The organism is uncultured Treponema sp., assembly GCF_946187725.1.
Lineage (GTDB): Bacteria > Spirochaetota > Spirochaetia > Treponematales > Treponemataceae > Treponema_D.
On sequence record NZ_CAMHSK010000006.1, the window covers coordinates 38,881 to 64,495 of the forward strand.

A 25,615-nucleotide genomic window follows, 5' to 3' on the forward strand; every position below is an offset into this window, starting at 1 on the left:
AAAAGATTCAAAATACCAAAGATTTAAGCGTTTTCTCTTGCCAACTTACTGATTTCGTCAGCCATTTTTTCGAGCGAAACCTGTTTTTGAACACCGCCCAGTTCGTATGCGACTTTTGGCATTCCATAGACGATTGCACTCGCTTCATCCTGGCCCAAAGTCCATGCACCCTGTTTTCGCATTTCGGCAAGCTCAACAGCACCATCTTTACCCATGCCAGTCATGATTACGCCAAGAGCACGGTTCTGATAGATTTTGGCAACTGATTCAAAAAGAACATCTGCAGAAGGCCTGTGACCGTTTCGCTGCGGTTCCTGTGAAAGACGCAACATCTTTTTGCCAAGATTGGTCTGCTCAACATAGATATGATAGTTACCCGGAGCGATGTAGATGTTTCCGCTTTCGATTGGCTCATTATCTTCTGCCTCTTTTACATTGAGGGCACAGATTTTATTGAGAGAATTGGCGAATTCTTTTGTGAAACCCGCCGGCATATGCTGAACAACAAGAACTGGCTGCTTTAAATGCGGGTCAATCATCTTAAACACATCACGAAGGGCATTTGGTCCACCCGTAGAAATACCGATTGCAATGACCTCGATTTTGCCAGGTTTGCGCAGAGGCTCAATAACAGCAGGACCTTTTGCTGGAGCTGACGAAAGAGCACTAGCTGAAGCAGCAGGTTTTGCCGCTGTGCTTGCAAGGAACTCTTTTGCCTTATCAGCACCCATCTTTGATGCAAGTTTTCGCTCAACGAGACGGTCAGAACCGAGATTTGAGAAGAAATCACTGCCACGAACCTGCTTTCCGTGACGGCGAGCATAAGAGCCACCGTAAGAAGCAATAAGTTCAATGAGTCTGTCTGAAACAGAACTGATGTCGGCAGAGATAGAACCGTTCGGTTTTGTGATAAAATCAGCAGCACCAAGTTCAAGACACTCGATTGTGACAGCAGCACCCTTTTCGGCGATACTCGAAAGAATGATGACAGGAATATCGATTTTATTCTGTTTGCGCCACTTGAGGAATTCAACGCCGGTCATTACTGGCATTTCAATGTCAAGAATGATGACATCCGGCTTGAACAAAGCCAGCTTTTCGACAAGGAACTGCCCGTTCATAGCCTTTCCTGCAACAGAAAGGCCTTCAGTTTCATCAATTACGCGAGAAATAAGATTGCGCATGAGCGCCGAGTCATCACATATAGCAACAGAAATATCTTCCATTAATCTCCTCCCAATTTGCCTAAAAGCCTGAAATCAAAAGGCTAGCTTAGACATGCTTTTGATACAGACAAGCCCAGTCGGTCTTCAAGAATTCGAATTTTGTTTCCATACCGAACAGACTTTCTGAATGACCGATAAACAGGTATGAATTTGGAGCCATTGAATTCCAGAATCGGTCGATTACATTCTTTTGTGCAGGTTCATCAAAATAGATGAGAACATTCCGGCAGAAAACAACATCAAGATTGCGCGCACCAGAATCGTTTCGCAAGTTATGGTAGTCGAATTTGATGGTCTGCATGAGCTCTCGTTTGACCTGATATCCGCGCTCGTTCTTTGTAAAGAAGCGGTCGAGATACTTTTGCGGAATTCCAGTTATTCGGGCTTCAGGATAGAAACCTGCCTGCCCAGTCATGAGACATTTGAGGGAGATATCAGAAGCTGTAATCTGGAATTTATATGGCGGAGGAAGAACATCAGCAAGAATCATTGCAATAGTGTAAGGTTCTTCACCCGTTGAGCAGCCTGCACTCCAGATTCGGATAGTGGTGTCACCCGTTTTGCGCTTATTCTCAATAACATGAGGAATTACATAGTTTACAAGTGCATCAAAATGAGGCTGATTACGGAAAAATCTCGTAAGGTTTGTCGTAACAGAGTCGAGCATGATCTTCATCTCTTCTTTGTTTGACATGACGAGTCGATAATATTCTTCTATAGAGTCAAGTTGCTTTTCCCTCAGCTTTTCCTTCAAACGACTGTCAAGAATTGAGCGGTTTGTTGCCGAGAAAGTAATTCCGCTTTCGTCATAAATGACTTTTCGGAACATATCAAATTCTGCATCGGTTAATAAGTCTGCCATAACTGTATTATACACCCTAAGTCTTTAATTGTAAAATAAAAATTAAGATTGTCTTCAAAAGTGCGACATTGACTGAATCAACTTGAAAAAACCTCCGTTGAAACAAACAAATCTTAATGTTAAAATCATAATGCAAACGATGAAAAATTCATATTCAATTCTTATCATTTTTCTCACAATTTTCTCTTTTTCATGCTCATTAAACTATCTTAAAAGCGAAAATTCCGAAGATTCTATTCCAGAATTCAGTTTCAAAAACGCCACCTATTCAAAATATGAATCCAGCAAAAAAAATGTCAGCCTCAAAGCAGAGCAGCTGGAGCAATACAAGAGCGACAATTCAGTTTTCGCCAAAAATGCAGAATTTGAAACCTTCGATTCAGAAGGAAAAGAAGAAACAAGCGGTTCATGCCAGCTCATTTCGGCCAACATCAAAAAAGAAATTTACACTCTCTACGGCGAAATTCAGCTTAATCTGCCCAAACAAGACATGCAGATTTCCGCAGATTCTCTCAATTTCAACAAAAAAACCGAACAAATCACCAGTGGAAAGAGCAGCGAAGTCAAACTGATTAAAAAAGACATCGAAATGTCAGGATACGGATTTTCTGCAAGCGGAGTAAGCAAAACTTTTTCTTTTGCAGACAGCGTTTCCGGCACAATTAACACAAGTGATTCAGAAGAAACAGAAACTGAAACAAAGGAATCAACCGAAGATGAATAAAAATCTTCTCACAAAATTTTGCATTTTATTTCCATTAATTCTCGCAAATCCGCTTGTTCATTCCGAAGAAATTAAATTTCAGGCAGATTCCATGACAGGCGTTTCGGGAAGCAAAAATGACGACACAAAACTCATCGGGAATGCTTTCGTAAAAACCAGCACAATGGAAATCAAAGCGGACTCAATCATACTGAACGGCGACGATTTTCGATACATCACAGCGGAAGGCAGCGTCGAAGGCAAAAACACAGAGACAAAAATGGACTTCACCTGCGGCAAATTGCGCTACGACAGGCAGACAAAACTGGCACGCCTCGAAGATTCAGTGCACATGATTGACCTTGAAAACGATGTCACAATCGATTCGCAAATCATTGAATACAACCAGAACAAAGAAATCGCCACGATGCAGATTGGCGTTACCCTCAAACAAAAAAACAACACTTGTACGGCCGCATTTGCAATCTACCGAAAAGCCGCTCAAATGCTTGAAATGAGCGGAAACCCAAAAATCGTTCAGGGCGATGATACTTTCCGCGCCCAGGAAATCGTGCTGAACCTCGAATCGCAGGAAATCACGCTTTCGGGCAGGGTAAGCGGAACTGTCACCGATTCAAAGAAAGAAGAGCCTAAAAAAGACGAAGAAAAGCAGCCTGAAGAAAAATCAGAAGGTGGTGACGAAAAGCCGGAACTTCCTTCCATAACGGACATTCTTAATCAGGATGCACAGGCAAAAGAAAAGACAGAAAATGCTGAGTCTTCAAAGTCCGAAGAAAACGAAAAATCAGCCCTTGAAACCAAAGAATCAAAAACTGAAAACGATAAGGTGAAGAAAGAATGAGCGACGAAGAAATTGATGGAATTGAAAATACAGAGACTTTTGAAGGGGGAAGCGAGTTTTGCGAACCTCAATCAATAGAATCGGACGCAAAACTCGTTAGCGAAGCGACATTCCCCCTCGCTCCAACCGCTGACGCGTTTTCCGCTACCCCTTCTAACGGTGGCCCTGCCCCCGTAACGCCCCCGGATAATTCTACTGAAAGCGAGTCATTCGATTCAGAAGAAACTGAACCGGTTGATTCTGAAGGAAAACCTTATCACACCTTGAGAGTCAGTTCTCTTTACAAGTCGTTCGGTAAAAAGAAAGTCGTTCAGGGTGTTGATTTTCAGATGCACACAGGAGAAGTTCTCGGTCTTTTGGGGCCAAACGGAGCCGGAAAAACAACAAGTTTCTACATGATTGTCGGCTTCTACAAGCCCACTTCAGGTGAAATTTTTCTGGATAACAAGAGAATCACTCCGCTGCCGATGTTCAAGCGTGCTCAACTTGGAATTTCTTATCTGCCGCAGGAACCAAGTGTTTTTAAAAAGCTCACTGTTGAAGAAAACATCTGGTCAATTCTGGAAACCCGTCCTGATTTGACACGAAAAGAAAAAAAACAAAAACTTGAAGAATTAATAGAAGAATTTGCGATTGGAAGAATCAGAAAGCAGCTCGCCTACACTCTTTCGGGTGGAGAACGCCGCAGAACGGAAATTGCTCGCTCACTCGCAATTGAACCGAAATTTCTTCTTTTGGACGAACCATTCGCAGGAATTGACCCGATTGCGGTCGCCGACATCAAAGGAATGATAAAATTGCTCGCGAACAGAGGAATTGGCGTTCTGATTACAGACCACAATGTCCGGGATACGCTTGAAATTACTGACCGAGCCATTATCGTAAGCACCGGTCAGATTTTGATTCAGGGCACCAAACAGGAAATCATCGACAGCCCAGAAGCCCGCGAGATTTACCTCGGCGAAGGCTTCCATATGTAGCGAGCGGCGGCGAAGCCGTTAAATCGCATGAGATGCGATTTAAGCGAGTCTCGCCCAAAGCTATGCTTTGGGCGCATACGCTAGGAGACGATAATTTTTATGCCAGACAAGCATCCAGGTCGGCGGAGATGGCTTTTTTGTCTAGGTTCTGACCGATGATGCAGAGTTTTACCATGCGGTCGCCGACTTTTTCATCCCATTCCTTTTTGATTTCAGGATTTGTAGCAAGAATCTTTTCCTGCTCTTTTTTGGGCGCACAGGCAATCCACTGACCAGAATAGCCGGCCTGAATCTGGCGGCCTGAGGTTTCGAATACATAAGCCATTTCTTCTTCATCACTGAACCAAAGAAGACCTTTGCAGCGGATGATGTTTTTTGGCCATCGGTTTGCATATTCATCAAGTTTCTGGCGGTCAAACGGCTTGCGGCGATAGTAAATGAATGTTCCGATTCCGTATTCATCTTCATCGGCTCCGCTGTCACCATCGTGCTTGTGCTCATGATGATGGTGATGATGTCCGTGCTCATCATGTTCATCATGGTCGTGGTGATGGTGCTCACATTCTTCGTCACAAACATGACCTTCTTCACCGTGCTCAGGATTATCATGATCGTGATGATGATGTTCGTGCTCATCTTCTTCATCATCGTCATCGTCAATTTCGCCTTCTTCAAGCTGCTTACACCAGCCGGCACTTGCATAAACGCCTTCGAAATCAAAACTGCCGGTTGCAAGAATATCGCTTACAGGAACATCACCGTGACTTGTTTCGATGATTTTTACGCCTGGATGAAGCACTTCAATTACCTTGCGGACTTTCTTAAACTGATCTTCTGTAACCAGGTCCTTTTTGTTGATAACGAGAGTTGAACAGAACTCAATCTGCTGAACCAAAAGCGATTCAATGTCTTCTTCGCCAATTGCCTCTTTTGCAAGAAGTTTGTCACCGCCAGCAAATTCATCAACAAGGCGGGCTGCATCAACAACACCGACAACATTGTCAAGTTTGCCGTTTTTGATAAGTTCAAGTTCCTGAGCAATTGGCATTGGCTCACAGACACCAGAAGCTTCAATCATGATGTAATCGTATTTGCCAGTTTTGATGAGATTTTCGATATTCTGTGCGAGTGCACTCTTCAATGTACAGCAGATACATCCATTTGTAAGAGGAACGATGTCACTTGTATCAGTGATTTTTGCACCAGCAGCAATAAGCCGTGCATCAACATTGACTTCACCGATATCATTTACAATTACGGCGACTTTGTATCCTTCCTGATTGTTAAGAACTTTATTGAGCAATGTGGTTTTTCCAGCACCGAGATAACCGCAGAGCAATGTCATTGGCGTAAGATTTTTTGCCATTTTGTAACTCCTATAATATAGAATAAATATAGCGAATTTTTTGTTAATCGGCTATAACAAAAAACTTAAATTTTCTGAGACTTTTCATCGCGGTATGGAAACTACATTTAAAATATGCTATAATCGCGCATATGAAAAAATATGTACTTTCAGTTTTAGTTGAAGACCATGCAGGCGTTTTGAGCCGTGTTTCAGGACTCTTCAGCCGACGCGGATTCAACATTGACTCTCTCACAGTATGTGAAACAGGAAATCCAGGACAGTCACGAATGACAATCGTCGTTCAGGGTGACGAATATGTTCTTGAGCAGATAAAAAAACAGCTTTCTAAGCTCGTCGAAGTAATTTCAATCAGCCACTGCCACAAAGAAAACACCACTCAGCGTGAAATGGCTCTCATCAAGGTAAAAGCTTCAGGCACAGACCGTGCGGTCATCATCGAAACTTGTAACATTTTCCGTGCACACATCATCGATGTCGCTCAAAATTCTGTAATCGTTGAAGCAACTGGTAGCGAAGACAAAATTTCAAGCCTTATCCGCCTTCTTGAGCCATACGGAATTCTTGAATTATGTAAAACCGGTCTCACGGCAATGGATCGAGGCGAAAAAATCCTTCGATAACAACATAATCCAAAAACACGGCAAAATTTACAGAGATTTTCGGAGCCTTTTTCTTCTATAATTAGGCAATGAAAAATACGGCTCCAATCTCTGAAAAAGAACTTCGCCGTCGCGAGCTGATGCTTTCCGGCAATCAGCTCAAGGCGATTCTTACGATTTCGCTTCCACTTGTATTCTACGCCTGCGTGGGGCAATTTTTTCAGCTCATTGACACTTTTATCGCGTCCAGCATGAGCGCGAACACGGTTTCCACAGTGAGTTTTGTCGCCCAGCTCGAAAAAATGATTATGGCTGTGGCGAGTGCCCTTTCAATCGGTGGCGGTATTCTTGTCGCACGCTCTTTCGGAAGCGGCGACATGGAAAAAGTAAAAAGCCAGATAAGCACGCTCTTCTTTTCTGCAATCATCATATCACTTGTAATTCTTGCCCTCACAATTCCACTCATGTACCCTCTTTTGCAGCTCTTAAAAATGCCAGAAGAACTGCTTTTACAGGGGACAATTTATTCAGACCTCGTTGTGACCAGCGTAATCTTCCAGTTCATCAACACGATTTTTTTTGCAGTCCAAAAATCACGCGGAAGCACAAAAATCATAATGTTCGGAAATCTTCTCGTTCTTGGAATCAAAACCTCTCTCAACATTCTGACAATACAATTGATAGAAAAGGGAATCTTAGACCGCGAAAACGGAATCTATTTTCTTCCCCTTGCAACAATTACGGCACATTTTACGCTCACTCTGATTGCTGTCGCCAAACTTGCTTCAAAAAACAATCCCTTCCGCCTGAGTTTCAAAAGCTGCCAGTTTAAGTCGAATTTTCTCGCCCCGCTTGCGAATCTGAGCATCCCGGTCTTTTTTGAGAAATTCATCTTTGCATTCGGAAAAACACTGGTCAACTCACTATGTGCGACTTTGGGAACGACAGTCGTTGGTGCACTGGGGGTAAGCGACAGAATCTGCGGGCTTGCGACCAATCCAATCGGCGGTTTTCAGGAAGCTGAATCAAGCCTGATTTCAAACAATATCGGAAACAATAATGTTAAGCGGGCGATTTCCTTTTTTTACCGAACGCTCATTCTTGCACTGAGTTATGCCCTTGTATTTTTTATTCTGACCGGGATTTTTCGTCTCGCAATAATCGGAGTATTTGCAAAAGGGAACGCCGCATTCGCACATGAAATTGACCAGATTTACTATTGGGAACGACTGGACACGATTTTAATTGCTGTAAATTCGAGCGTAATGGGGCTTCTCTATGGATTCGGGAAAACAAAAATCAGCATGATTTTGAACATAGCAAGGCTTTTTGTTTATAGAATCCCGGTTCTTCTGCTCTTTATGAAAATTCCCGCCCTGTATGCAAAAGTCGGCATTTCGGGCGTGGGAATGGCAATGTGCATTTCAAACGGACTCACAGGCTTGACGGCAGCGGTCGTGGCATTCTTTTTCATCAGACGGGAAATGAAAAAGTAAGGGGAAAGTCTTCCCCTACGCCTCATCTAAAGAATCGGCTACCCCTTCTGCGGGGCAAAAATCGCGCTTTCACGGCCTCGCAACGCCCCAAAAAACTATATTCTGCTTGCACGATTCTGAAGCATCAAATCAGCAAGAACAATTGCTGTCATTGCTTCGATTACAGGAACGATTCTCGGACAAAGGCAGACATCATGGCGGCCTTCAATCACCAAATCACTGTCAGTGTATTTGCCCGCTTCGTCAACGGAAATTGTTTTCTGCTCCTGGAAAATGCTCGGCACAGGCTTTACTGCCACACGGAAGAAAATATCGTTGCCGTTTGAGATTCCACCGAGGATTCCGCCCGCATTATTCGTTTCAAAGACAGGCTTTCCTTCTGAATCAACACGCATTTTGTCATTATTTTTGCTGCCTGTAGAATCAGCGGCAGAAAATCCTGCACCAAATTCAATACCTTTTACGGCACCAACGCTCAAAATCGCCCTGGCAAGTTCCGCATCAAGTTTTCCAAAGACAGGCTCTCCCAAACCGGCCGGCAAGCCGCTCACACGACAGGCAATTATGCCGCCTGCGCTGTCTTTATTCGCACGAATTTCTTCGATTTTTGCGTTCATTTTGGCAGCGGCTTCATTATCCGGGGCACGCAAGGCATTCTGTTCAATTTGAGCAAAATCAACCTTAGAGATTGAAACGCCCGCCGCACGCTCTGTGTAAGCCATAATCTTTATATTGCAAAGATTTTCGAGCACCTGGAGCGCGATTGCACCTGCCGCAACACGAGCCGCAGTTTCCCGACCACTTGAACGACCACCGCCCCTGTAATCACGGAATCCATATTTTGACTGGAAAGCAAAATCAGCGTGTCCGGGTCTGAATGTGTACGCAAGATTTCCATAATCCTTTGAATGTTGGCTTGTATTACGGATTACAATTCCAATCGGAGTGCCTTCGCTCTTGCCTTCGAAAATGCCGCTCAAAAGCTCAGCCTTGTCGTCTTCTTTTCGGGCAGTAACGGAAGCGTTGTTTTTACCACCAAAGCTCTGGCCTGGCTTTCGTCTATCTAATGCGGCCTGAATCCTGTTTTCGTCGATTTTGATTCCAGAAGGAACGCCGTCAACAATGCAGCCCAATCCCGCACCGTGGCTTTCTCCAAAAGTTGTTACCTTAAAAATTGTTCCGATTGTATTCTGTGCCATGACGAGAAGTATATAGAAAAACCTGAAGTTATTAAAGTCGCCAGCTCACGAGAGCACCCAAAGCCTGACCGAAAATGCCCGCCCTTTCATAAGTTCTGTCTGCAACAAGAGGCACTGTTTCAAGCACGACATCACCAAGCATGTATTGAATTTGACCGTACTGCCGGCCAGCTTCAACTCCACCATAAATGAAGCGCGGAATGTTTACAGTTGCTTTTACGCTCTGAGCATCAGCACTTGCAGATTCCCCCGAAACATGAGGAACCGTGATTGTGCTGCTCCAGGCAGGAATCAGTTTTACGAATTTTCCGGCAGTGTTTTTTGAACCGATTGCAGGAATCGCATAGAATTCAGGCAAGGTTCCGCTCGGATTGAAATCAGCAAAATTTGAAAAAGCCCATTCCATCATTTCTGTTCCGTCGTGGACCCTGCCCGCATTTCCCTGTTTTGAGCCGATTCCTGTTCCTTTCATAGTGATTGAAATGAACCGCACTCCGTTTCGCTTTGCCGTGAGAGCAAGATTGTAGCGACTTTCGTAGATGAAACCGGTTTTGATTCCATCGCAGCCTTCCATTACGCCCAGAAGCGGGTTCGTATTTCGCTGATAGATTGCAGTTGAATCCCCTTTTGATTTTTGCCATGACGGAAGATTTTTTTCGAGCGGATAACGGATGCTCGGCGCACTGTGGAATTCTTCGACAGACTGAGGAAATCTTTTTATATACTCACAGCAGAAAGCGGCAAGTTCGCGTGCCGTAGTCAGATTGTTTTCATCATAACCGCTTGGCTCGACAAAGTGTGTATGAGTAAGGCCAAGTGCTGCACATTCCTGATTCATTCGCTCGACAAAAGCCTTTGTGCTGCCGGAAATGTAGTCTGCAACGGCAAGTGCCGCATCGTTACCGGAAGCAACGGCCAGTCCCTTCAAAAGTTCACGGAGAGTTACAATCTGCCCCTGCCCCAAAAACATGAGCGAAGCGTCTTTCGGCATGTTGATTGCCCAGCTTCGTTCTGGAAGAGTCACCACATCATCAAGGGTGATTTTTCCGTCCGCGACATCCTTGAAAACAATGTACATTACGAAGAGTTTGGCAATTGAAGCTGGAGGAATGATTTCATCGGCATTTTTCTCAAAAAGAACGCAACCGTTTGAAGCATCAATAAGAATCGCCGCACCAGCCCAAACATCAAGATTCGCCTTGTTAACCGAATAAGGAAGTTCCTTTAAGATTGAAGTCCGCTGCTCTGGATACAGTGAATCAAGCAGCACCGAAAGTTCAGATTCCTGCTCAAGAGAAAGAGCCTTAACATTTCCGGTATTTTTAAAATCAGATGAATAAGAAATGAAAACGCAAATCAGGATTGCAAAAACAATCACGCCCAACGAAGAAAGTACGAAGGTCTTGCCAAAACGAGACATCCGCATGAAGATTTTGAAGGGATTTTCGAATTTTCTGATTTTTTTGCCTTCAGAAGGAGATTTCTTTTCTCGCTCAGCCTTTTCAAAAAAATCGTCAAAATCAGAGATATATTTTATTCCGGGCTTTTTTTTGCTCGATGCAGAATCCTTTTTTGCCCGCTTAGTTTCTTCATCAATAAAGTCGTCAGTTACATCGTAAATATCCATAAGTGGCATTATAACACAAATCAATCACGCTTGCACACGGCTTATTGCACATCATTTACTTCAATTTACGCACGAGAGTGAATTCGTATCCTTCATCAAGGAAATTTCCGATTAAGAGGGAAAGTTTTTCGTAAAGATAGTCAGTGCGCGTTCCATCCGTGACACCAATGTTAATCGGAATAATCATGTCTGGAGTGGCATTATCAACATAGAGTTTGACCAAATCTTTTGCACCGAGATACCATTTTTTGCCGTCAGCAGCCTTTTCTAAAGTGAAAGAATCAAGTGCAAGCCGACCAGCCTCAATGTACTTGTATCCGCTCAATTCACCGGCTTTTTTTATCTGAGAGTTTGATTTGTAAAAAGGAGCGTGCCACATCAAAGAAAGTTCACGCCCAGTCGCAGCATAAAATTCATCTTCGTTGCGGGCCAATCCACGGCGAATGAATTCTTCGTCAATGATAAAGCCCTTCTCCGTCAAATCAGCAGCAGAAAAATACATCGAAGCACAGTCATGACCGCTTTCGATAATCTGCTTGCATTCCATTGGATAGCGGCGGATGAATTCACCGTTCAAAAAGAAGGTCGCCTTTATGCCGTAATTTGCCAGAACAGAAAGGATATGAGTAAGACCGTCCGCACTGTCCAAAGCATCGAATATGAGAGCCACTCTTTTTCGCTCAGGGCTTGGTTTGACCGTTTCTGGATAAAGAGCATAAGAAGTGCCAGTTCCAGCAAAATTCCTGACATAAAGCGCATTATCGTAAAGCTTATTGTCGGTCAGACCTGTGTAAACGCGGTAATGAGCATTTTGAACCGCATAAACTTCAACTTCCGCCTTTTTCATGAATTCAAAAGAAGTGCGCGAATCTTCGGTGCTTGCCTGCCAAACATTTTTGAAATAATCATAGTCATAAAATGTGGCCTTGTTGATTGCACTTTGCGCACAGATAATGTTTTCTGCCTTTGGCTTCCAGAATGCGGTTTCTGCAGCGGACAAAAAGAGCACCTTCCCTTCCTTTTGAAATTTGCCGCTAACCGCATTCCATTCACGCACTGTCGATTCGCCGCCCACATAAAGAGTCGAAGAACCGTTCCAGGCAAAAGAATGAACCTTTTCGCCGTCAAGCCGCCCCAATTCAATCCACGCGCCCAAATCGTACACAAAAGCAAATTTCTGAGAGGCAAAGGCAATTTTCCGACCGTCCGGTGAAAGAACTGGGTGAGTCGCATTTTCGACGCGGTTCAGTTCTTTTAACTCGTGAGAAAGCCTGTAAACCGTAGAATTACGCTTACCGTCATTGATTCCGATTAAATTTACCCAGAGAATCTGACTCCCGTCACCGCAGAAAAAAACATCATAATCAACGGCAGAACCCGAAACATCCTTAAAAGGCTTAGAATAAACGCTTGTAAGATAAGAAGATGCCGTTCCATTCACCTGATAGCTTGAAACGACAGAATTTGATGTAACCGTAACGATTTGATTCACGAGCGGACTGACCCAAAATCTGTCCTTGCGCGCATCAAATCCAAGTGGAAGCCGACCGATTACGATTCCGATTCCGACCATTGGAGCATAAAGCCCGCGTGTATAAAGTTCCTTCGCACTGATTTTGTAGACCAAATCACGGTTTATGTAGATGAGGTACTTCCCGTTCGCCCATGAGACAGAATTGATTGTGCCCTCGCCGATTTTGCGGAATTCTTCACCCATCTGAACTTTTTGATAAACCGCCTTGGGGTCGCCAAAATAAAGATTTCCGCCTTTTTCGTAAACAAAAACGCTGCCATCGCCCGCCCATTTTGCAGGAATTTCATCGTAATCAAAATCACACTTGTCATTAAGAAGAAATTCTTCGAGAGTAGACATATTTTTGAGGAAAAGCTTGCCTGTAGCCGCGTCAGTCTTTTTGACATAGCAGGCCCATTTTCCGTCAGGACTCACCGCTTGCGGTAAAAGCGCCTTTGCATCAGCAGGAATGGATTCTTCGCGCTTAACCCAGCTCAAAGTAGAATCAGCAACCGAATAACGCGCCATGCCGTAACGATTACGAACCTGAAGAACCGCCCCGCCCGAAAGAAGCTCCATCCTCTCAGGAAAGCAAGTTAAAATCCGGGTAGATTCAGTTTGAGTCGCATCGGCAAGAAAAAGAGTCTTATAAGAGACCGTGCCGCCAAGTTTATGACTCACCGTAAAAAGAACCTTGTCCTCCGCATTAATCTGAGGATTTTCAAATTTGACTTGAGCAGAAAGAAAGTGAAAAGTGGAAAACGGAAAGAGAAAAAATGATAATAAACACGCAAACTTTTTTTTCATCTATATAACCACTATTCTTAGCAGAGAAATTGGAGGGCGTTACGAGAGGCTTGCGCCAAAATTGCTAAAAGCTAATTGTTAATTCCTAACTCCCTTAAACCTTTTTCGATTTCGGCGATTTTGCTTTCGATTTTTTTGACGCGGCTGATTCTGTCGTTAGACTGCCGTGCTTCAAGCTGCTTAAAAACATTTTCAAGGACGGATTCATCACCCGGCTCAGCATTTTCCTTGCCGCACCAGGGACAATAAATGAATTTTCGCTCGATAGTCTTTCCGCAATGATTACAAATACAAACAAAATCCATAAGCATATTATAGCACACTTCTTTTATTTTTTCAGCAAAGAAAGCGGGTCAACAAGATTTCCGTTTTTGTAGACCGTAAAGTGAAGGTGCGGCCCTGTCGAATATCCGGTCGAGCCAACAAGGCCAATCCTTGTGTTCTGATCCACGCCCTGCCCTTTTTTTACAAGAGTTTTTGACATGTGACCGTACAATGACTGATATCCGTTTCCATGACTGATGATTACATAATTTCCGAAGATGTTTGACCAGCCGACATAAACGACTTTTCCGCTCATCGCCGCGCGAATCGGGGTTCCTGTCGGGCACGCCATGTCGATTCCAGTGTGATTTGAAGCAACTCCTGTAAACGGGTCCTTTCTCGGTCCGAATCGTGATGTGAGCCGCCATGCAGCTGTAATCGGATAGACAAAAAGCTCGCCCATTGCCTTTTTGAGTGAAGCTGAATCAAGTTTTGCGCCCGGAATAAAGAGTTCCATTCCCTTTGTGAGCGTGTCCGAATCCAAATCATTTGCGTCAAGAATTTCCTCAACGCTGACATGGTATTTTACAGAAAGAGAATTGAGCGAATCCCCTGCGACAACCTTATAAACTAGTCCGTCAGTTGAAGGAATCCTGAGTTTCTGCCCTGAACGAAGAGTGCGCACATTCGAAATGTCATTCACGGCAATCAAAGTTGAAATGTTTGAAAGTCCGAATTTGCGTGAAATCGTGCTGATTGAATCCCCTGCTTTAACCGTGTAAGTCTGGAAAGTTACTGTCTCTCCAAGGCCGACACTCGCTGCACTCAAAACTGAGCCGTCTTCAGAAAGAACATTGCCATTTTCATCTATATTATCAGTCAGCGTGCCGTCCATTGCAAAGCGCGACATTGCTGAATTGAGCGTTTCAAATTCATAGGCAGAAAGTGAATCGTAAGAAAGTGAGGTAGTGTGATTATCCAGATATGAAAGAAGATTGAAAATCGTATACGGAACAAGAATCAGAACTGCAAGACAGGCAAGCATGGAGAAGATTTTAGCAATTCCGACATAAGCGAACTGTCGTTCTGTCCTGGAATGACTTTTTTCAATTTTTACGGCCACAGATGATGAAGAAAAAGACGGTGAACTTTTCGTCACGAGCGGACGATATTCCTTTTTCTTTGAGACCTTTGGCAAGCGAGGAAAATTTATGTTTGTTCCAACCGATGTCTTTTTTACAGCAGCCGAAGAACCGACAAAACTTATTATCTCCATACATCTTTTATCGGAAGAAAAAAAGTAGTAAATTAGTAAATTAGTAAATTAAGGAAGATTCGAAGTGTCCTTTGGGAACACAGTCGAAAATCACTATGGAAAAAGATTTATTGCCAGAACGGGTCAAATTCTCCCGCCAGAACAAAATTTTGTGTCTCATTGTCTGCATCGGGCTTCTTTTCGGACTTCTTCTCAAACTCTTCGTCTTTGAAATTCTTACGGTTTCCGGCGAATCCATGTTTCCGGCCATCAAGGACGGTGAGCGGCTTTTTGTTTCAAAATGCGCTTACGGACTTTGCGAGCCTTACGGAGACAAACTTTTGCTTCAATGGAAAAAGCCAAAATCGGGTGATGTCGTTATTTACTTATATAACAATAAGATAGTCGTAAAAAGATGCGTTGCGCTGGGCGGAGATAAACTAGAAATTTTAAGAGATAGCGATTATAATTATATTTTACAGGCAGGGGATTTTTCGATTCCTTTGAGTCAGATTCAGTATCTCAATCTCAAAGATTCTTCATCCGTGCCAGAAGGCTACATTCTCGCAGTTGGTGACAATCACGCAGTATCTGTGGATTCAAGGTCTTATGGTTTTGTCTCCGAGCGGAATATTTTGGGAAAGGTTTTATGCAAGTAAACGGATATATCAAAAAAGCTCCTCTAATTTTTCTGATTGTCTGTGCTGTTCTTTTTTCAGTCTACACCGTCATTGAATACGCTTTTTTTGCTTTTACAGAGCCGCCAGCTCCTCTCGTTGAAAAGCAGGAAATTCAGCGCGGTTCGATTCTTGACAGGAACGGTAAGGCACTCGCAGTTCCGGCAGCATTCTATGATTTCGGTGCGTCTCCGCAGTCAATCAAAAACAAAGATTTTTTTGCCGAACTTGTCGCGCCAGTCATCAACGAAAGTGAAAAAGACATTTTCGAACTTATCTCTAAATCAGACAATTCTTCTTTTGTTTACATAAAAAAACAGATTGATTCAAACACTTACGAAAAATTAAGAAAAATCTGTCAGAAAAACGGCTTTGGTGCTGTTGTAAAATTCGACAGGCTGCAGGGGCGTGTCTATCCAGAAAATGAACTTGCATCTCAGCTTATCGGCTTTGTCGGTAAAGACGGACAGGGGCTTGCCGGCATCGAATATTCCATGAAGGACATCCTGCTTCCGCCACCAGGCGAAAACGGTGAAGCAGTCCAGGGCAAAAACATTTACCTCACGATTGATGCAAACCTTCAGTCCAATCTTGAAAAAATTGCCCACGAGGCAATGGACGACACTCAGGCCGAATCTCTCATGCTGATTGCGGCAGAAGCAAAAACTGGTGAAGTTCTTTCCTATATAAGCCTTCCTTCCGCAAATCTCAATGACTTTTCAAGTGCCTCAAAAACAGAGTTAAAGAACAAGCCGGCAAGTGACAGCTACGAACCTGGTTCAGTTTTCAAGATTTTTTCAGTCGCTTCATTTTTGGACACTGGCTCAATCACACCTCAAGACATCTTTTTGTGCGACGGTGTTTATGCCAAAAAAACTGGCCGTGAAACTATCAAAATCACCTGTCTTGACCATCATGGCTGGGAAACCGCACGCGATGCACTCAAATACTCATGTAACGACGCCCTTGCGCAAATGAGCGAAAAAATTGATTCTGAGCCATTCCTTGCAAAACTTCATCAGCTCGGATTCGGAGAAAAACCGGGAACAGAAATCGCTGGTGAAACTCCGGGTGTTTTGCGAAGTCCAAATGACAGACTGTGGTCAGCCCGCTCAAAACCGACAATCGCAATCGGTCAGGAAATCACGGTCAGTGCCATTCAAATGGTTCAGGCGGCAACGGCAATCGCAAATGGCGGTGTGCCAGTTCAGCTCACTTTTGTCAGCAAAATCACTGACAACGAAGGCCACGAAGAATTCACTCACGCTCCAGTCCTGCGCGACAGGGTTTTCCAAAAATCTACCACGGATTACATCCTCGACTGCATGGAGACCGTTGCCACAAGCGGTACAGGTCATCGTGCAGACCTCAAAGATGTTTCCATCGGTGTCAAAACGGGAACCGCACAGATGGCCGATCCAACCACAGGTGCTTACTCAAAGACTGATTTCGTTTCAAACTGTATGGCAATTTTCCCTATCAATGACCCGGAAATCATTCTTTACATCGTAATTGAAAAAGCAAAGGGCGAAACTTACGCTGGCAGAATCGTTGCCCCGGTAATTGCAAAGGCAGCCGATGTAATTGTCGATCAGCTTGGCATGAGCCGAGGAAACGCTTCAAGTCTTGCACATCCGGGCTCTGTATCAATCGCGGGCACAGTGCCAATCGTGCTCGGAGATTCCGTTCCAGATTTCCGTGGTGTTTCAAAACGGCAGCTTCTTCCACTTCTCGACTACAAAAACATCAAAATTAAAATCAACGGCGACGGCTGGGTCAAATTTCAGGAACCGCCGGCTGGCACACCTCTCACGGAGAACATGGAAATTGAACTCTATCTGGAATAAAAATCTCGTTCTTTTCATGCAACGATTTCCCGAACTGGCCAAAATGTTCTCTCTGCAAAACGCAGGTGACATTCCAGAAGACATTCCGCCGCATCTCGTGGCTCCAATCGAAATTCTTCAATCAAAACAAGGCATCCCCACGGCAAAAGACGGCGGGAAATTCCTTCACTCGGCATACAATCCGCTGCGCGAAGCAGAACAGGCAGCAAAAGCGGCAAAATCTTCCATTTCAGACTGCTATGCCACGGCCTTTTTTTCATTCGGGCTAGGCTATACCGCTATTGAATACGCAAAACTTTTTCCGAACGACACAATCATCCTAATCGAAAGCGACCCGCGCTACTTTTTTACCGCACTTTCGCTCGTTGACTGGTCGCCGCTCTTCTCGCACGCAAATTTCATAATTGCACTGGGCACCGGGATTGATGCCGTCGTGAGCCTTATTGAACAAACGGGTGGCCTCAATCACACCGCAATCTCCGAAAACGCTTCACAGTCCGCGCACTCAGCGGATTATTTCAAAGCCCTGCATTCACTGATTGAGCGTAATAAGCGCAAGGTCGAAATCAATTCATCGACGCTCGAAAAATTTTCAAAACTCTGGCTCAAAAACACTTGCCGAAACCTTCATTTTCTTGCCGAAAAACGAGGCATAACCGCTTTAAAAAATTCGTGCCCAAAAGACCTTCCATGCGTGATTCTTGCGGCAGGGCCGACATTACAGGAACTTCTGCCTCATTTGGCAAAAATCAAAAAGCGCGCAATTCTGATTGCAGTTGACACGGCTTTGAGAGCCTGCCTGCGTGCCGGGGTTGAACCCGATTTTATCGTGCTGGCAGACCCGCAGTATTACGCCTGGCGGCACATCGCAGGGCTTTCATCACCGTCAAGCATTCTTATTACAGAAAGTGCCGCTTATCCGGCAGTTTTCAGATTTCAATGCAAAGAAATCATCATGTGCGCGTCCCTTTTTCCGCTTGGTCAGTACATCGAAAAGCAAATCGGGAGCAAGGGCGCTTTAATTGCCGGCGGCTCCGTCTCCACAACGGCATGGGATTTTGCCCGTTTCATTGGCGCAAACGAGATTTTCTGTGCTGGTTTGGATTTGGGCTATCCCGCTTTTCAGACGCATATAAAAGGCTCAACTTTTGAAGAAAACCTTCACGCACATTCAGGCCGTCTTTCCCCAGCGGAATATTCAGGAAGCAGGATTCTTTTTTCAGCAGGAATAAAATCAGACAAAGCCTACGACGAAAGCGAAATTCTGACCGACGGCAAAATGAAAATGTTTGCGTGGTGGTTCGAAAGCAAACAGGAAGAATTCAAAGAATCGATAAAGTCATACACTCTTTCACCGAAATCGCTCAAGATTCCGGGATTTCTGGTCGCTTCAGCACAGGAACTTCTTTCCCGAAGCGATAAATCCGCACAAAAAGAAACTTTCTTTGAGACCACATGCGGGGGCGTTACGGGGGCAGATTTAAGCAAAAACTCTCACACGGACTCGCAGGCAAATCAAAATGAACAGGAAAGTGCCCCCGTAGAAGGGGGTGTCGGCGCAACGAAGTGCGACGCAGGGGGAAGTGACGCTTCGCTAACGAGTTTTGTCTCCGATTCTATTTTATCGGAAGACAAAACATCGCATTCCCCCTTTTACACTGCGCTCGAAAATCTCAAAAACGGTCTGGAAGAGCTTTATTCTGTCGCGAGAAAAGGTGCCAGAACAGCCGATGAGGGCATCAAATCCATAAATCCGCAGAAATTCATTCCTGAACTGGCAAAAATTGACGCAAAAATACTAAACTCAGAGTACAAGGAAATCGCATCGCTCGTCTTCCCAAATGAAAAAAAACTGGCCGCTTTAATCGAAAAATTGCCGCCGCTTGCAGATGAAGTAAAATCCTCGCTGCAGAAGTCAAAACTAATCTACAGCGAGCTGATGAAAAGCATCGCGCAGTACAAAAAATTTTTGCCCTAGTTGAACTGATTTCGCCACACCGCGATTCGCTCATCAATCGATTTTGCCGCAGAAGTCGAGGCCGTATTTGACGCATCAGAAAGATAAGGAATAATCACGCGCTCTTTGAGACTTTCCCAGCGTGAAGGGAGCGGAAGCGGTGCGACCAGAGAATTTTCGGCCGGCAGGTTCCCGAGAAGATTTTTATAATAGGCCGGGAAAATGCGTTCATTCACACTTTTAATAGAAGAAAATCCACTGCAAATTCCGAAAGTTTCTGTGTCGAGATTCATGCGCATTGAGCGTTCAAGCAGATTTTTTTGAGTTGATTCCGAAAGGAACCAGTTGACGAATTCGCAGGCCGCCCTTACATTTTTGCTTTTTCTGTAGAGGGCAAGTGAAGTCATGTCATCATTTACGAAGATTTTCTCGTCTTTTGAAAGCCAGCGGAACAAAATGTTTTCGGTTTGATCGCTGGAAATATTGAAGAAATCGTCGCTTTTGATATACGCGAACAAACATCGGTCAGCATTTACGAGTTTGTGTGATGGCGCGTAAAGATATTTGAAAGAAAAATCCTGTTCAGCTTCAGTTCCGCCGTTTTTTGCAAGAGACCAGTCTTTTAAGTAGGCAATTGTTTCATTCAGCGAAGAAGTGTTCCATGAAAAAGAAGTGCCCTTTTCACCGAATTCAGCCCCGTTCATCTTGGCAATATGGAACATAAAATTTGCATCCCAGGAAGGAGCATAGCCCATTTTTACGAAGAATTCATCTTTTGACTTCTGATTAAAAAGACTGCCCGCATTTTTGATTGTATCGACATCAATGAACATGTTTTCGCCCAGCAAATCCTGATTTTTTGAAGCGAAAATCATCATCGGAATATTGAAGCTCACAGGAATCAAATACTGACGGCCACTGATTTTACCGTATTCAAGCAAAGGAGCATAAATCGAAAGAGGATTGATACGCCGTCTGCTGAAAACACGGTCGAGCGAAGAGAAATTCTTTTTGATTCGGGAATTGCGCAGGAAAGAACCGATTACAATGTCGGGCTGCTGCTCGTCTTTTGCAGGAGGCAAAGAAACAGCAAGTTTATCTTTGTAAACAACAACCGCCTTTGCCTTGTTCTGTGCGACATTGAAAAACTCGACATAAGAAACAATTTCCGGCCTGTCGGTCCAAATCACGACCGGGGAAGAAGAGCCACAAGATGAAAGAAGTATTAGCAATGAGAAATGGAAAAAAGTGAGCAGTGAGCAGTGAGCAGTGAGCAGTTTTTTTATGATACGGAATATGTTTTTCAATTTTTGATGTCCTTTTTTATGGGGGAATTATAGCATAAAAGGGCTGGGTATCATAGAGCGTGAAAATAGTGAAATAACTGCACTTTTTGCGCTTTAAAATGCTGAAATAACTGCACTTTTCGTGGTTTAAAATATTGAAAAAACTGCACTTTTCCAGTGATAAAATATTGAAAAAACTGCACTATTTAACTAAAATAATTTTGAAAAAAGTGCACTATTTTGTGTATAAAATTCTGAAATAACTGCACTAAATGGAGGTTCGCATGTTCAAGAGAAAAGCAGAGGATGCTCTTAAAAACTGGAAAGAAAACCTTGCTCCAAACTATGCGGCTATTCTTGAAGGTGCAAGGCGCGTTGGAAAATCTACCATTGCAGAAGAATTCGCAAAATCAAATTATCGTTCCTATATAAAAATTGATTTTGCAAATATCACAAGGGAACTCGAAGATGTTTTCAAGGATATCGCAAGCCTCGACCGATTTTTTTTACGCTTACAAACAGTCAGCGGAGTCACTTTATACAAAAGAGAATCTGTCATCATTTTTGACGAAATACAGCTCTACCCGAAAGTTCGCCAAGCAATAAAATATCTGGTTTCAGACGGAAGATATGATTACATAGAAACCGGCTCGCTAATCAGTATAAAGAAAAATGTAAAAGATATAGTCATTCCGTCGGAAGAACATAAAATCCCAGTCTACCCGATGGATTATGAAGAATTTATGTGGGCGACAGGGAATGACACATATAACAGTCTAAGAGACTTATACACCCTTAATGAAGAAGTCGGCAATGGCACGAACCGCAAGCTCATGAAAGATTTTCGCACATACATGGCGGTTGGTGGAATGCCACAGGCCGTAAAAGCCTATGTTGACGGCAAAAACTTTTCTCAGATTGATTCAGTAAAAAGAGAAATCATAAATCTCTATATCGATGATTTCAAAAAGATAGATTCATCAGGCCTGATAGGAAAAATGTACAAGTCGATTCCAAGTCAGCTAGCGACACACAAAAAAAGATATGTCATTTCGCAGGCAACACAAAAACGAAAAGTCGCCAAAGATCTGGAACGGCTCTCGGATTTGCTCGATTCAAAAACCGTCATTCCATGTTACAACACATTGAATCCCAGCATTACGCTTTCCCTCACAAAAGATGAAGATTCATTCAAATTGTACCTCTCTGATGTCGGCTTGTTCACGACAATGCTGTTTGATTCGGAGCCGAAAACAGGAGAGAATATTTACAGCAAACTGCTTGGAGACAAACTTCCCGCTGACCTGGGCTATCTGTACGAAAACATGGTCGCACAGATAATGAGGGCAACAGGCCGGGAGCTTTATTATCACACCTGGAACAAGGAAGGGAGCACACATTCTTATGAAGTTGATTTTCTGATTCAGTCAGGCAAAAAAATAGTTCCTTTCGAGGTAAAATCTTCTTCAAGAAAAACACACGAATCAATAGACGCATTCTGCCAGAAATATGCGAAGTTTATTTCACACGCGTTTTTACTGTCGCAAAAAGATGTCGCTCAGGAGGATAATTTGCTCTTCAAGCCGGTTTGGATGTTGCCCTTTATTCTGAAGGAAGTGTAAGCAGGGAATTGAGAGTTGAAGACAAAAAAAGAGGAAACACCCCTTTTTATAAAAGGTTTCTTTTCCTCTTTCAATCTTTTTTCTTCCAAAAATCAACTCTAAGCTTCGATTCCTATCTCAGATTTAAAATCTTTTGCTGAAGTAATTGTTTCTGGAACACTCAGTGACAAATTGTTATTTGCCTTTTCAAGACCTTTATTTATAAACAAGACTATTTCCTCAATATTTGACTTTTTTGAAAAAGTCTGTTTGAAATAATTTTTATCCTTGTCAGTTTTTAAAACAATATAGTAGCGTACCGTAAAAACTGAACCAGCAGGTCGAGCTTTCAGACATTTTGCAAAAGTCACCTTTGATAAATCAATTAGTTCGGTTGGTCTGAAATTCCCAGCTCTTTCAACGAGCAGTTCATTTGTGTCTTCATCGAATTCGATTTTTCGATTTAAGAAAAATGGAATCAGAAATAAAATGAATACGGCATAAACCAAAACTGTAAAAGCCAGGAATCCTGTATAATCTTCGCCATACACAACTGAACGCCAGCAGCAAAATGCCAACGAAATACAAGACAAAAGGTTGAAGGCATTGTCATACGAACCTTTTTCATCAATCCATGCACTTCCTTTTACATCAAGCATATTTCTTTTTATTTCTATTTTTTCATCGCTCATAATATTCTCCAAAATTTATTGATTTGACATAGAATAGAGAAATGAGTTTATGCTAAAAGCATCATTCATTTCTTGACCACCTATATTCAACCCCACGACACTAAAATTCTCTTCTTTCTTATAAACCTGAAATGTAAGGGTGACTTTTGTTTTTTTCCCGCCATACAGAATTTTTCCTTTAATATCAACAAAACAATTATCGCCTTCATGCCTGCATTTCCACTTTGGGGAGGCAATAAAATTGTCAACCAGATCGTTAATACTCTTGTTTGGTGCATAATCTGCAAAACTACTATCCTTTACAAGAGAAATCGCATGTCTATCAACCCTTATATAAAGACAGCAAATCAACGAGAAAATAACACAGACTAAGGCAACGGGATGAAGGCATGCGACAATTCTGTCCATAAGTCTGTCCATTCGTTTGGCTTCATTTATATCGACACATTCAGCTTCAACTTTTTCTGAAGTGGTCTCATCAGTTTGATGTAAATCCCGCTTTGATTGGCTTTCATCTGATTCTGCTTTTTGAACAGTTGAAGCTCCACATTTACTACAGAACTTTGCATCATCGGCTAATTCTGTACCACATTTTGAACAAAACATATTATAAACTCCTATTTCTTATGCTTTTAATTTTGCATTCTCATTCGTAATTTTAGTATTCTCTTCCACTGCTCAGGCGTAACATTTGAATCGTCACACCCCTCAAGTATCTCGGCGGCCTCCTGCATATCTTTCATAGCTTTTGAATACTCAGCCATAAGCTCCCCATACGCATCTTCAAATGTTGTGGCGGAGTTTTTTTTCGTATCCAATTTTTCTATCCGCGTTATTGCAGAGTCCATTTTATCCAAAGCCACATCCACGGCATTTTTTCGGACTTTCTCAACAGAAGAAGCACTTGATAATCCGCTGCGCTCGGCACAAGAAGAACAATTTCTAACCAAAGCTATGGCCGCTAATATAACAAAAATTAGTGCAACAAAACTTTTTATATGGTCAAGAATTGTTTTTGGCTGTTCTTTTTTTTCATTTTTCGATGATTCATCTTTTGGAGCCGTTGCACTTTCCGGTTTCAAAACACTTTCTGAAGGTTGACTCACTGTCGTACCACAAGTCGTACAGAATTTTGCATCATCGGCTAATTCTGTACCACATTTTGAACAAAACATATCATAAACTCCTATTTACCCTATAACTCCAATTTTTACCAAAACTTCATCCTTATTTTCTTCTTTTTTGCAATTTTCATTTAAATTACAAAAATCTATCGGATAATTTGTTTCGTCATATATATTGGCACATTTATATTCTTTGGTATTCGTAAAACTAATCTTACAAATTAAATGAGAGCCAGTTTGCTGGAGCACAGGATTCATATGCTTTCTAAAGGCATCAACACCTATTCCATTTTTGTCAAAATATATTCTGCAAAAACAAATTTTTCCTTCTGTCATAGAGTTTTCTATACATATATACAATTCTATGCTTGAAATATTAAATGGACATAATTTCTCATTAGTTTCAAATAGTAAAACATAATATTGCTTGGTGGAAAAATCTAATTTATCTTTTATTATTTGGAAAGCCTTAACATAAACTGCACCATTTTCTTCTAGAAATTTTTTTGCATCCGTTATAGTCATTCCATGAAATATATTATAAATCTCGTTACTTGAAAGTTTTATATCAAACGCCATTCGACAGTTTTCCTCGTATACTAGTAAATTAAATATCTGCTAGCATCATATTTTTTTACAAACTCTTTATACTCAGGATCATGCATAGGATAGCCTGTATAAACCCCCATAATCTCCTTTGATTTTAAAAGTTTCTGTAAAGCGATTGATTGAAGAATCTCGTTGCCATTACAGACATCTAATAACGTGATATCCATACCTCTTCTAGTATTACTATTATATTCAGTGGAAATATAAACAGGTTCAAACTGTTCTGGAAATATTACTTCATGTAAGAAATTGTCTTCTCCAAAAACATTCCGCCTAACATATTTTAAGCTAGCTGGGAATGTTACAGACTGAACTTGTGTTTTTGCAAAAGCACTTTCTCCTAAAAAAAGAAGGCCTTCTGGCAATACAATATTTTTAGCATTGATTTTTTCAAATGCTTTTTGCTCTATTACTCGCAGACTAGGCGGTAAATTCAAGAGTTCAATTCCAGCATCTTGGAATGCACATTTCCCGATGTAATAAACAGTCTCTGGTAATGTAAGACTTTCAAGAGACATACAAGAATAAAAAGCATAACTCTCAATTCTTTCAAGATTCTTCGGGAAAATAATTGTTTTAAGAGATGTAAGGCAAGAAAATGTTCTTGAGCCAATAACTTTCAAATTTTCTGGAAGCCGCACGCTTTCCATATAACACAATGAAACATCTCTGTCACTAAGATAATCTTTTTCATCAGAAAAAGCCTCTTTCCCGATTTTTGTAACGCTATCAGGGATGTATAAACTTGTAATTTGTTTTATGGTTCGGTTGAATGATGTCGCAACTTCTGTAACAGGAACTCCTTGAATTTCCGATGGAATATAAACTGCAGAACTTTGCCCTTTATATCCCGTAATTGTAACCTCCGTAAAATCATTGTTTACTTTAAAATCAAAATCCGTTTCGGGGTTCGGTTTGTTCGCAAATATCTTTTTCAATACCTTTTCAGAAACAGCATTCGAAGCCCCTACTTCAGGTTTCTTCTTATCTGAACATGACATGAAACAAGCAATGACAGTTGTAAGTGTCAAAAAGGTGAGCAAGTTTCTTTTTTTCATAT

General features: G+C 42.4%; 23 protein-coding genes. 9 read left to right on the forward strand and 14 right to left on the reverse strand.

Features of this window, described 5'->3' with window-relative positions:
• Positions 1–23: 23 nt before the first annotated feature.
• Entirely contained in the window at positions 24–1,226 is a 1,203-nt protein-coding gene (locus tag Q0Q74_RS03970) for a chemotaxis response regulator protein-glutamate methylesterase (RefSeq protein WP_294428749.1), read from the reverse strand.
• A gap of 46 nt (positions 1,227–1,272) precedes the next feature.
• Positions 1,273–2,088, reverse strand: coding sequence for a protein-glutamate O-methyltransferase CheR (locus tag Q0Q74_RS03975; RefSeq protein ID WP_294428751.1), 816 nt, complete (start codon positions 2,086–2,088; stop codon positions 1,273–1,275).
• A 139-nt stretch (positions 2,089–2,227) separates the two neighbouring features.
• On the opposite strand from Q0Q74_RS03975, the gene lptC reads away from it, so the two are divergent.
• The 3 genes from lptC to lptB all read left to right on the forward strand — a co-directional run bounded on the left by lptC (position 2,228) and on the right by lptB (position 4,633).
• Positions 2,228–2,812 (forward strand): LPS export ABC transporter periplasmic protein LptC, encoded by a 585-nt coding sequence (lptC, locus tag Q0Q74_RS03980; protein WP_294428752.1) that lies wholly within the window; start codon positions 2,228–2,230, stop codon positions 2,810–2,812.
• Positions 2,805–3,653, forward strand: a complete 849-nt coding sequence (locus Q0Q74_RS03985; RefSeq protein WP_294428754.1) for an LptA/OstA family protein — start codon at positions 2,805–2,807, stop codon at positions 3,651–3,653. Before lptC ends, Q0Q74_RS03985 begins: the two co-directional genes overlap by 8 nt.
• A 263-nt stretch (positions 3,654–3,916) precedes the next feature.
• Positions 3,917–4,633: an LPS export ABC transporter ATP-binding protein gene (gene lptB, locus Q0Q74_RS03990; RefSeq protein WP_294428887.1), complete on the forward strand. Its 717-nt coding sequence runs from the start codon at positions 3,917–3,919 to the stop codon at positions 4,631–4,633.
• A 97-nt stretch (positions 4,634–4,730) separates the two neighbouring features.
• Here the strand turns inward: lptB and Q0Q74_RS03995 are convergent, their stop codons facing one another.
• Positions 4,731–5,999 carry a GTP-binding protein gene (locus Q0Q74_RS03995; RefSeq protein ID WP_294428756.1) on the reverse strand — a complete coding sequence of 423 codons (1,269 nt, stop codon included), beginning with the start codon at positions 5,997–5,999 and terminating at the stop codon, positions 4,731–4,733.
• A 131-nt stretch (positions 6,000–6,130) separates the two neighbouring features.
• Between Q0Q74_RS03995 and ilvN the strand changes: the two genes are divergently transcribed.
• Both ilvN and Q0Q74_RS04005 read left to right on the forward strand, forming a co-directional pair.
• On the forward strand, positions 6,131–6,622 hold the full coding sequence (gene ilvN / locus Q0Q74_RS04000; protein WP_294428758.1) for an acetolactate synthase small subunit: 492 nt from the start codon (positions 6,131–6,133) through the stop codon (positions 6,620–6,622).
• A 68-nt stretch (positions 6,623–6,690) separates the two neighbouring features.
• Entirely contained in the window at positions 6,691–8,097 is a 1,407-nt protein-coding gene (locus tag Q0Q74_RS04005) for an MATE family efflux transporter (protein ID WP_294428760.1), read from the forward strand.
• A 95-nt stretch (positions 8,098–8,192) separates the two neighbouring features.
• Here the strand turns inward: Q0Q74_RS04005 and aroC are convergent, their stop codons facing one another.
• The 5 genes from aroC to Q0Q74_RS04030 all read right to left on the reverse strand — a co-directional run bounded on the left by aroC (position 8,193) and on the right by Q0Q74_RS04030 (position 14,783).
• Positions 8,193–9,296 carry a chorismate synthase gene (aroC, locus tag Q0Q74_RS04010; RefSeq protein WP_294428762.1) on the reverse strand — a complete coding sequence of 368 codons (1,104 nt, stop codon included), beginning with the start codon at positions 9,294–9,296 and terminating at the stop codon, positions 8,193–8,195.
• Between the two features lie 31 nt (positions 9,297–9,327).
• A complete protein-coding gene (locus Q0Q74_RS04015) occupies positions 9,328–10,923 on the reverse strand; it encodes a D-alanyl-D-alanine carboxypeptidase family protein (protein ID WP_294428763.1) in 1,596 nt (531 codons plus the stop codon).
• 55 nt (positions 10,924–10,978) lie between these two features.
• Positions 10,979–13,243, reverse strand: coding sequence for a polysaccharide deacetylase family protein (locus Q0Q74_RS04020; RefSeq protein ID WP_294428765.1), 2,265 nt, complete (start codon positions 13,241–13,243; stop codon positions 10,979–10,981).
• 71 nt (positions 13,244–13,314) lie between these two features.
• Positions 13,315–13,548, reverse strand: a complete 234-nt coding sequence (locus Q0Q74_RS04025) for a hypothetical protein (protein ID WP_294428767.1) — start codon at positions 13,546–13,548, stop codon at positions 13,315–13,317.
• 23 nt (positions 13,549–13,571) lie between these two features.
• The gene (locus Q0Q74_RS04030) at positions 13,572–14,783 is read right to left on the reverse strand and encodes a peptidoglycan DD-metalloendopeptidase family protein (protein ID WP_294428769.1); all 1,212 of its coding nucleotides are present in this window, start codon (positions 14,781–14,783) and stop codon (positions 13,572–13,574) included.
• 95 nt (positions 14,784–14,878) lie between these two features.
• Here Q0Q74_RS04030 and lepB point away from each other — a divergent pair, with 95 nt between their 5' ends.
• From lepB to Q0Q74_RS04045, 3 genes are read left to right on the forward strand one after another with little or no spacing between them, the layout of a single operon-like run.
• On the forward strand, positions 14,879–15,421 hold the full coding sequence (gene lepB / locus Q0Q74_RS04035; protein ID WP_294428771.1) for a signal peptidase I: 543 nt from the start codon (positions 14,879–14,881) through the stop codon (positions 15,419–15,421).
• Positions 15,412–17,286, forward strand: coding sequence for a penicillin-binding protein (locus tag Q0Q74_RS04040; RefSeq protein ID WP_294428773.1), 1,875 nt, complete (start codon positions 15,412–15,414; stop codon positions 17,284–17,286). The genes lepB and Q0Q74_RS04040 overlap by 10 nt, the downstream gene beginning before the upstream one ends.
• Positions 17,267–19,264: a 6-hydroxymethylpterin diphosphokinase MptE-like protein gene (locus Q0Q74_RS04045; protein ID WP_294428775.1), complete on the forward strand. Its 1,998-nt coding sequence runs from the start codon at positions 17,267–17,269 to the stop codon at positions 19,262–19,264. The genes Q0Q74_RS04040 and Q0Q74_RS04045 overlap by 20 nt, the downstream gene beginning before the upstream one ends.
• Here the strand turns inward: Q0Q74_RS04045 and Q0Q74_RS04050 are convergent.
• Positions 19,261–20,550, reverse strand: coding sequence for a hypothetical protein (locus Q0Q74_RS04050; protein ID WP_294428777.1), 1,290 nt, complete (start codon positions 20,548–20,550; stop codon positions 19,261–19,263). The genes Q0Q74_RS04045 and Q0Q74_RS04050 overlap by 4 nt on opposite strands.
• Before the next feature lie 263 nt (positions 20,551–20,813).
• On the opposite strand from Q0Q74_RS04050, the gene Q0Q74_RS04055 reads away from it, so the two are divergent.
• A complete protein-coding gene (locus Q0Q74_RS04055; RefSeq protein ID WP_294428778.1) occupies positions 20,814–22,151 on the forward strand; it encodes an AAA family ATPase in 1,338 nt (445 codons plus the stop codon).
• A gap of 98 nt (positions 22,152–22,249) precedes the next feature.
• Here the strand turns inward: Q0Q74_RS04055 and Q0Q74_RS04060 are convergent, their stop codons facing one another.
• The 5 genes from Q0Q74_RS04060 to Q0Q74_RS04080 are packed head-to-tail and all read right to left on the reverse strand — an operon-like array spanning position 22,250 to position 25,613.
• Positions 22,250–22,822: a hypothetical protein gene (locus Q0Q74_RS04060; RefSeq protein ID WP_294428780.1), complete on the reverse strand. Its 573-nt coding sequence runs from the start codon at positions 22,820–22,822 to the stop codon at positions 22,250–22,252.
• A gap of 15 nt (positions 22,823–22,837) precedes the next feature.
• Positions 22,838–23,428 carry a zinc ribbon domain-containing protein gene (locus tag Q0Q74_RS04065; RefSeq protein WP_294428782.1) on the reverse strand — a complete coding sequence of 197 codons (591 nt, stop codon included), beginning with the start codon at positions 23,426–23,428 and terminating at the stop codon, positions 22,838–22,840.
• Positions 23,429–23,454: 26 nt separating this feature from the next.
• Entirely contained in the window at positions 23,455–23,997 is a 543-nt protein-coding gene (locus Q0Q74_RS04070) for a zinc-ribbon domain-containing protein (protein ID WP_294428783.1), read from the reverse strand.
• Between the two features lie 15 nt (positions 23,998–24,012).
• Positions 24,013–24,525, reverse strand: coding sequence for a hypothetical protein (locus Q0Q74_RS04075; RefSeq protein ID WP_294428785.1), 513 nt, complete (start codon positions 24,523–24,525; stop codon positions 24,013–24,015).
• A 20-nt stretch (positions 24,526–24,545) separates the two neighbouring features.
• Positions 24,546–25,613, reverse strand: a complete 1,068-nt coding sequence (locus Q0Q74_RS04080; protein ID WP_294428787.1) for a leucine-rich repeat domain-containing protein — start codon at positions 25,611–25,613, stop codon at positions 24,546–24,548.
• Between the last annotated feature and the right edge of the window lie 2 nt (positions 25,614–25,615).

Excerpts from the sequence above, each read along its gene's own strand:
- aroC (WP_294428762.1), bottom strand. The coding sequence starts at position 9,296 with ATGGCACAGAATACAATCGGAACAATTTTTAAGGTAACAACTTTTGGA.
- Q0Q74_RS04060 (WP_294428780.1), bottom strand. The coding sequence starts at position 22,822 with ATGAGCGATGAAAAAATAGAAATAAAAAGAAATATGCTTGATGTAAAA.
- Q0Q74_RS03975 (WP_294428751.1), bottom strand. The coding sequence starts at position 2,088 with ATGGCAGACTTATTAACCGATGCAGAATTTGATATGTTCCGAAAAGTC.
- Q0Q74_RS04030 (WP_294428769.1), bottom strand. The coding sequence starts at position 14,783 with ATGGAGATAATAAGTTTTGTCGGTTCTTCGGCTGCTGTAAAAAAGACA.
- ilvN (WP_294428758.1), top strand. The coding sequence starts at position 6,131 with ATGAAAAAATATGTACTTTCAGTTTTAGTTGAAGACCATGCAGGCGTT.
- Q0Q74_RS04070 (WP_294428783.1), bottom strand. The coding sequence starts at position 23,997 with ATGTTTTGTTCAAAATGTGGTACAGAATTAGCCGATGATGCAAAATTC.
- Q0Q74_RS04065 (WP_294428782.1), bottom strand. The coding sequence starts at position 23,428 with ATGTTTTGTTCAAAATGTGGTACAGAATTAGCCGATGATGCAAAGTTC.
- Q0Q74_RS04080 (WP_294428787.1), bottom strand. The coding sequence starts at position 25,613 with ATGAAAAAAAGAAACTTGCTCACCTTTTTGACACTTACAACTGTCATT.
- Q0Q74_RS03995 (WP_294428756.1), bottom strand. The coding sequence starts at position 5,999 with ATGGCAAAAAATCTTACGCCAATGACATTGCTCTGCGGTTATCTCGGT.
- Q0Q74_RS03985 (WP_294428754.1), top strand. The coding sequence starts at position 2,805 with ATGAATAAAAATCTTCTCACAAAATTTTGCATTTTATTTCCATTAATT.
- Q0Q74_RS03970 (WP_294428749.1), bottom strand. The coding sequence starts at position 1,226 with ATGGAAGATATTTCTGTTGCTATATGTGATGACTCGGCGCTCATGCGC.
- Q0Q74_RS04005 (WP_294428760.1), top strand. The coding sequence starts at position 6,691 with ATGAAAAATACGGCTCCAATCTCTGAAAAAGAACTTCGCCGTCGCGAG.
- lptC (WP_294428752.1), top strand. The coding sequence starts at position 2,228 with ATGAAAAATTCATATTCAATTCTTATCATTTTTCTCACAATTTTCTCT.
- lepB (WP_294428771.1), top strand. The coding sequence starts at position 14,879 with ATGGAAAAAGATTTATTGCCAGAACGGGTCAAATTCTCCCGCCAGAAC.
- Q0Q74_RS04040 (WP_294428773.1), top strand. The coding sequence starts at position 15,412 with ATGCAAGTAAACGGATATATCAAAAAAGCTCCTCTAATTTTTCTGATT.
- Q0Q74_RS04015 (WP_294428763.1), bottom strand. The coding sequence starts at position 10,923 with ATGGATATTTACGATGTAACTGACGACTTTATTGATGAAGAAACTAAG.
- Q0Q74_RS04075 (WP_294428785.1), bottom strand. The coding sequence starts at position 24,525 with ATGGCGTTTGATATAAAACTTTCAAGTAACGAGATTTATAATATATTT.
- Q0Q74_RS04025 (WP_294428767.1), bottom strand. The coding sequence starts at position 13,548 with ATGGATTTTGTTTGTATTTGTAATCATTGCGGAAAGACTATCGAGCGA.
- Q0Q74_RS04055 (WP_294428778.1), top strand. The coding sequence starts at position 20,814 with ATGTTCAAGAGAAAAGCAGAGGATGCTCTTAAAAACTGGAAAGAAAAC.
- Q0Q74_RS04020 (WP_294428765.1), bottom strand. The coding sequence starts at position 13,243 with ATGAAAAAAAAGTTTGCGTGTTTATTATCATTTTTTCTCTTTCCGTTT.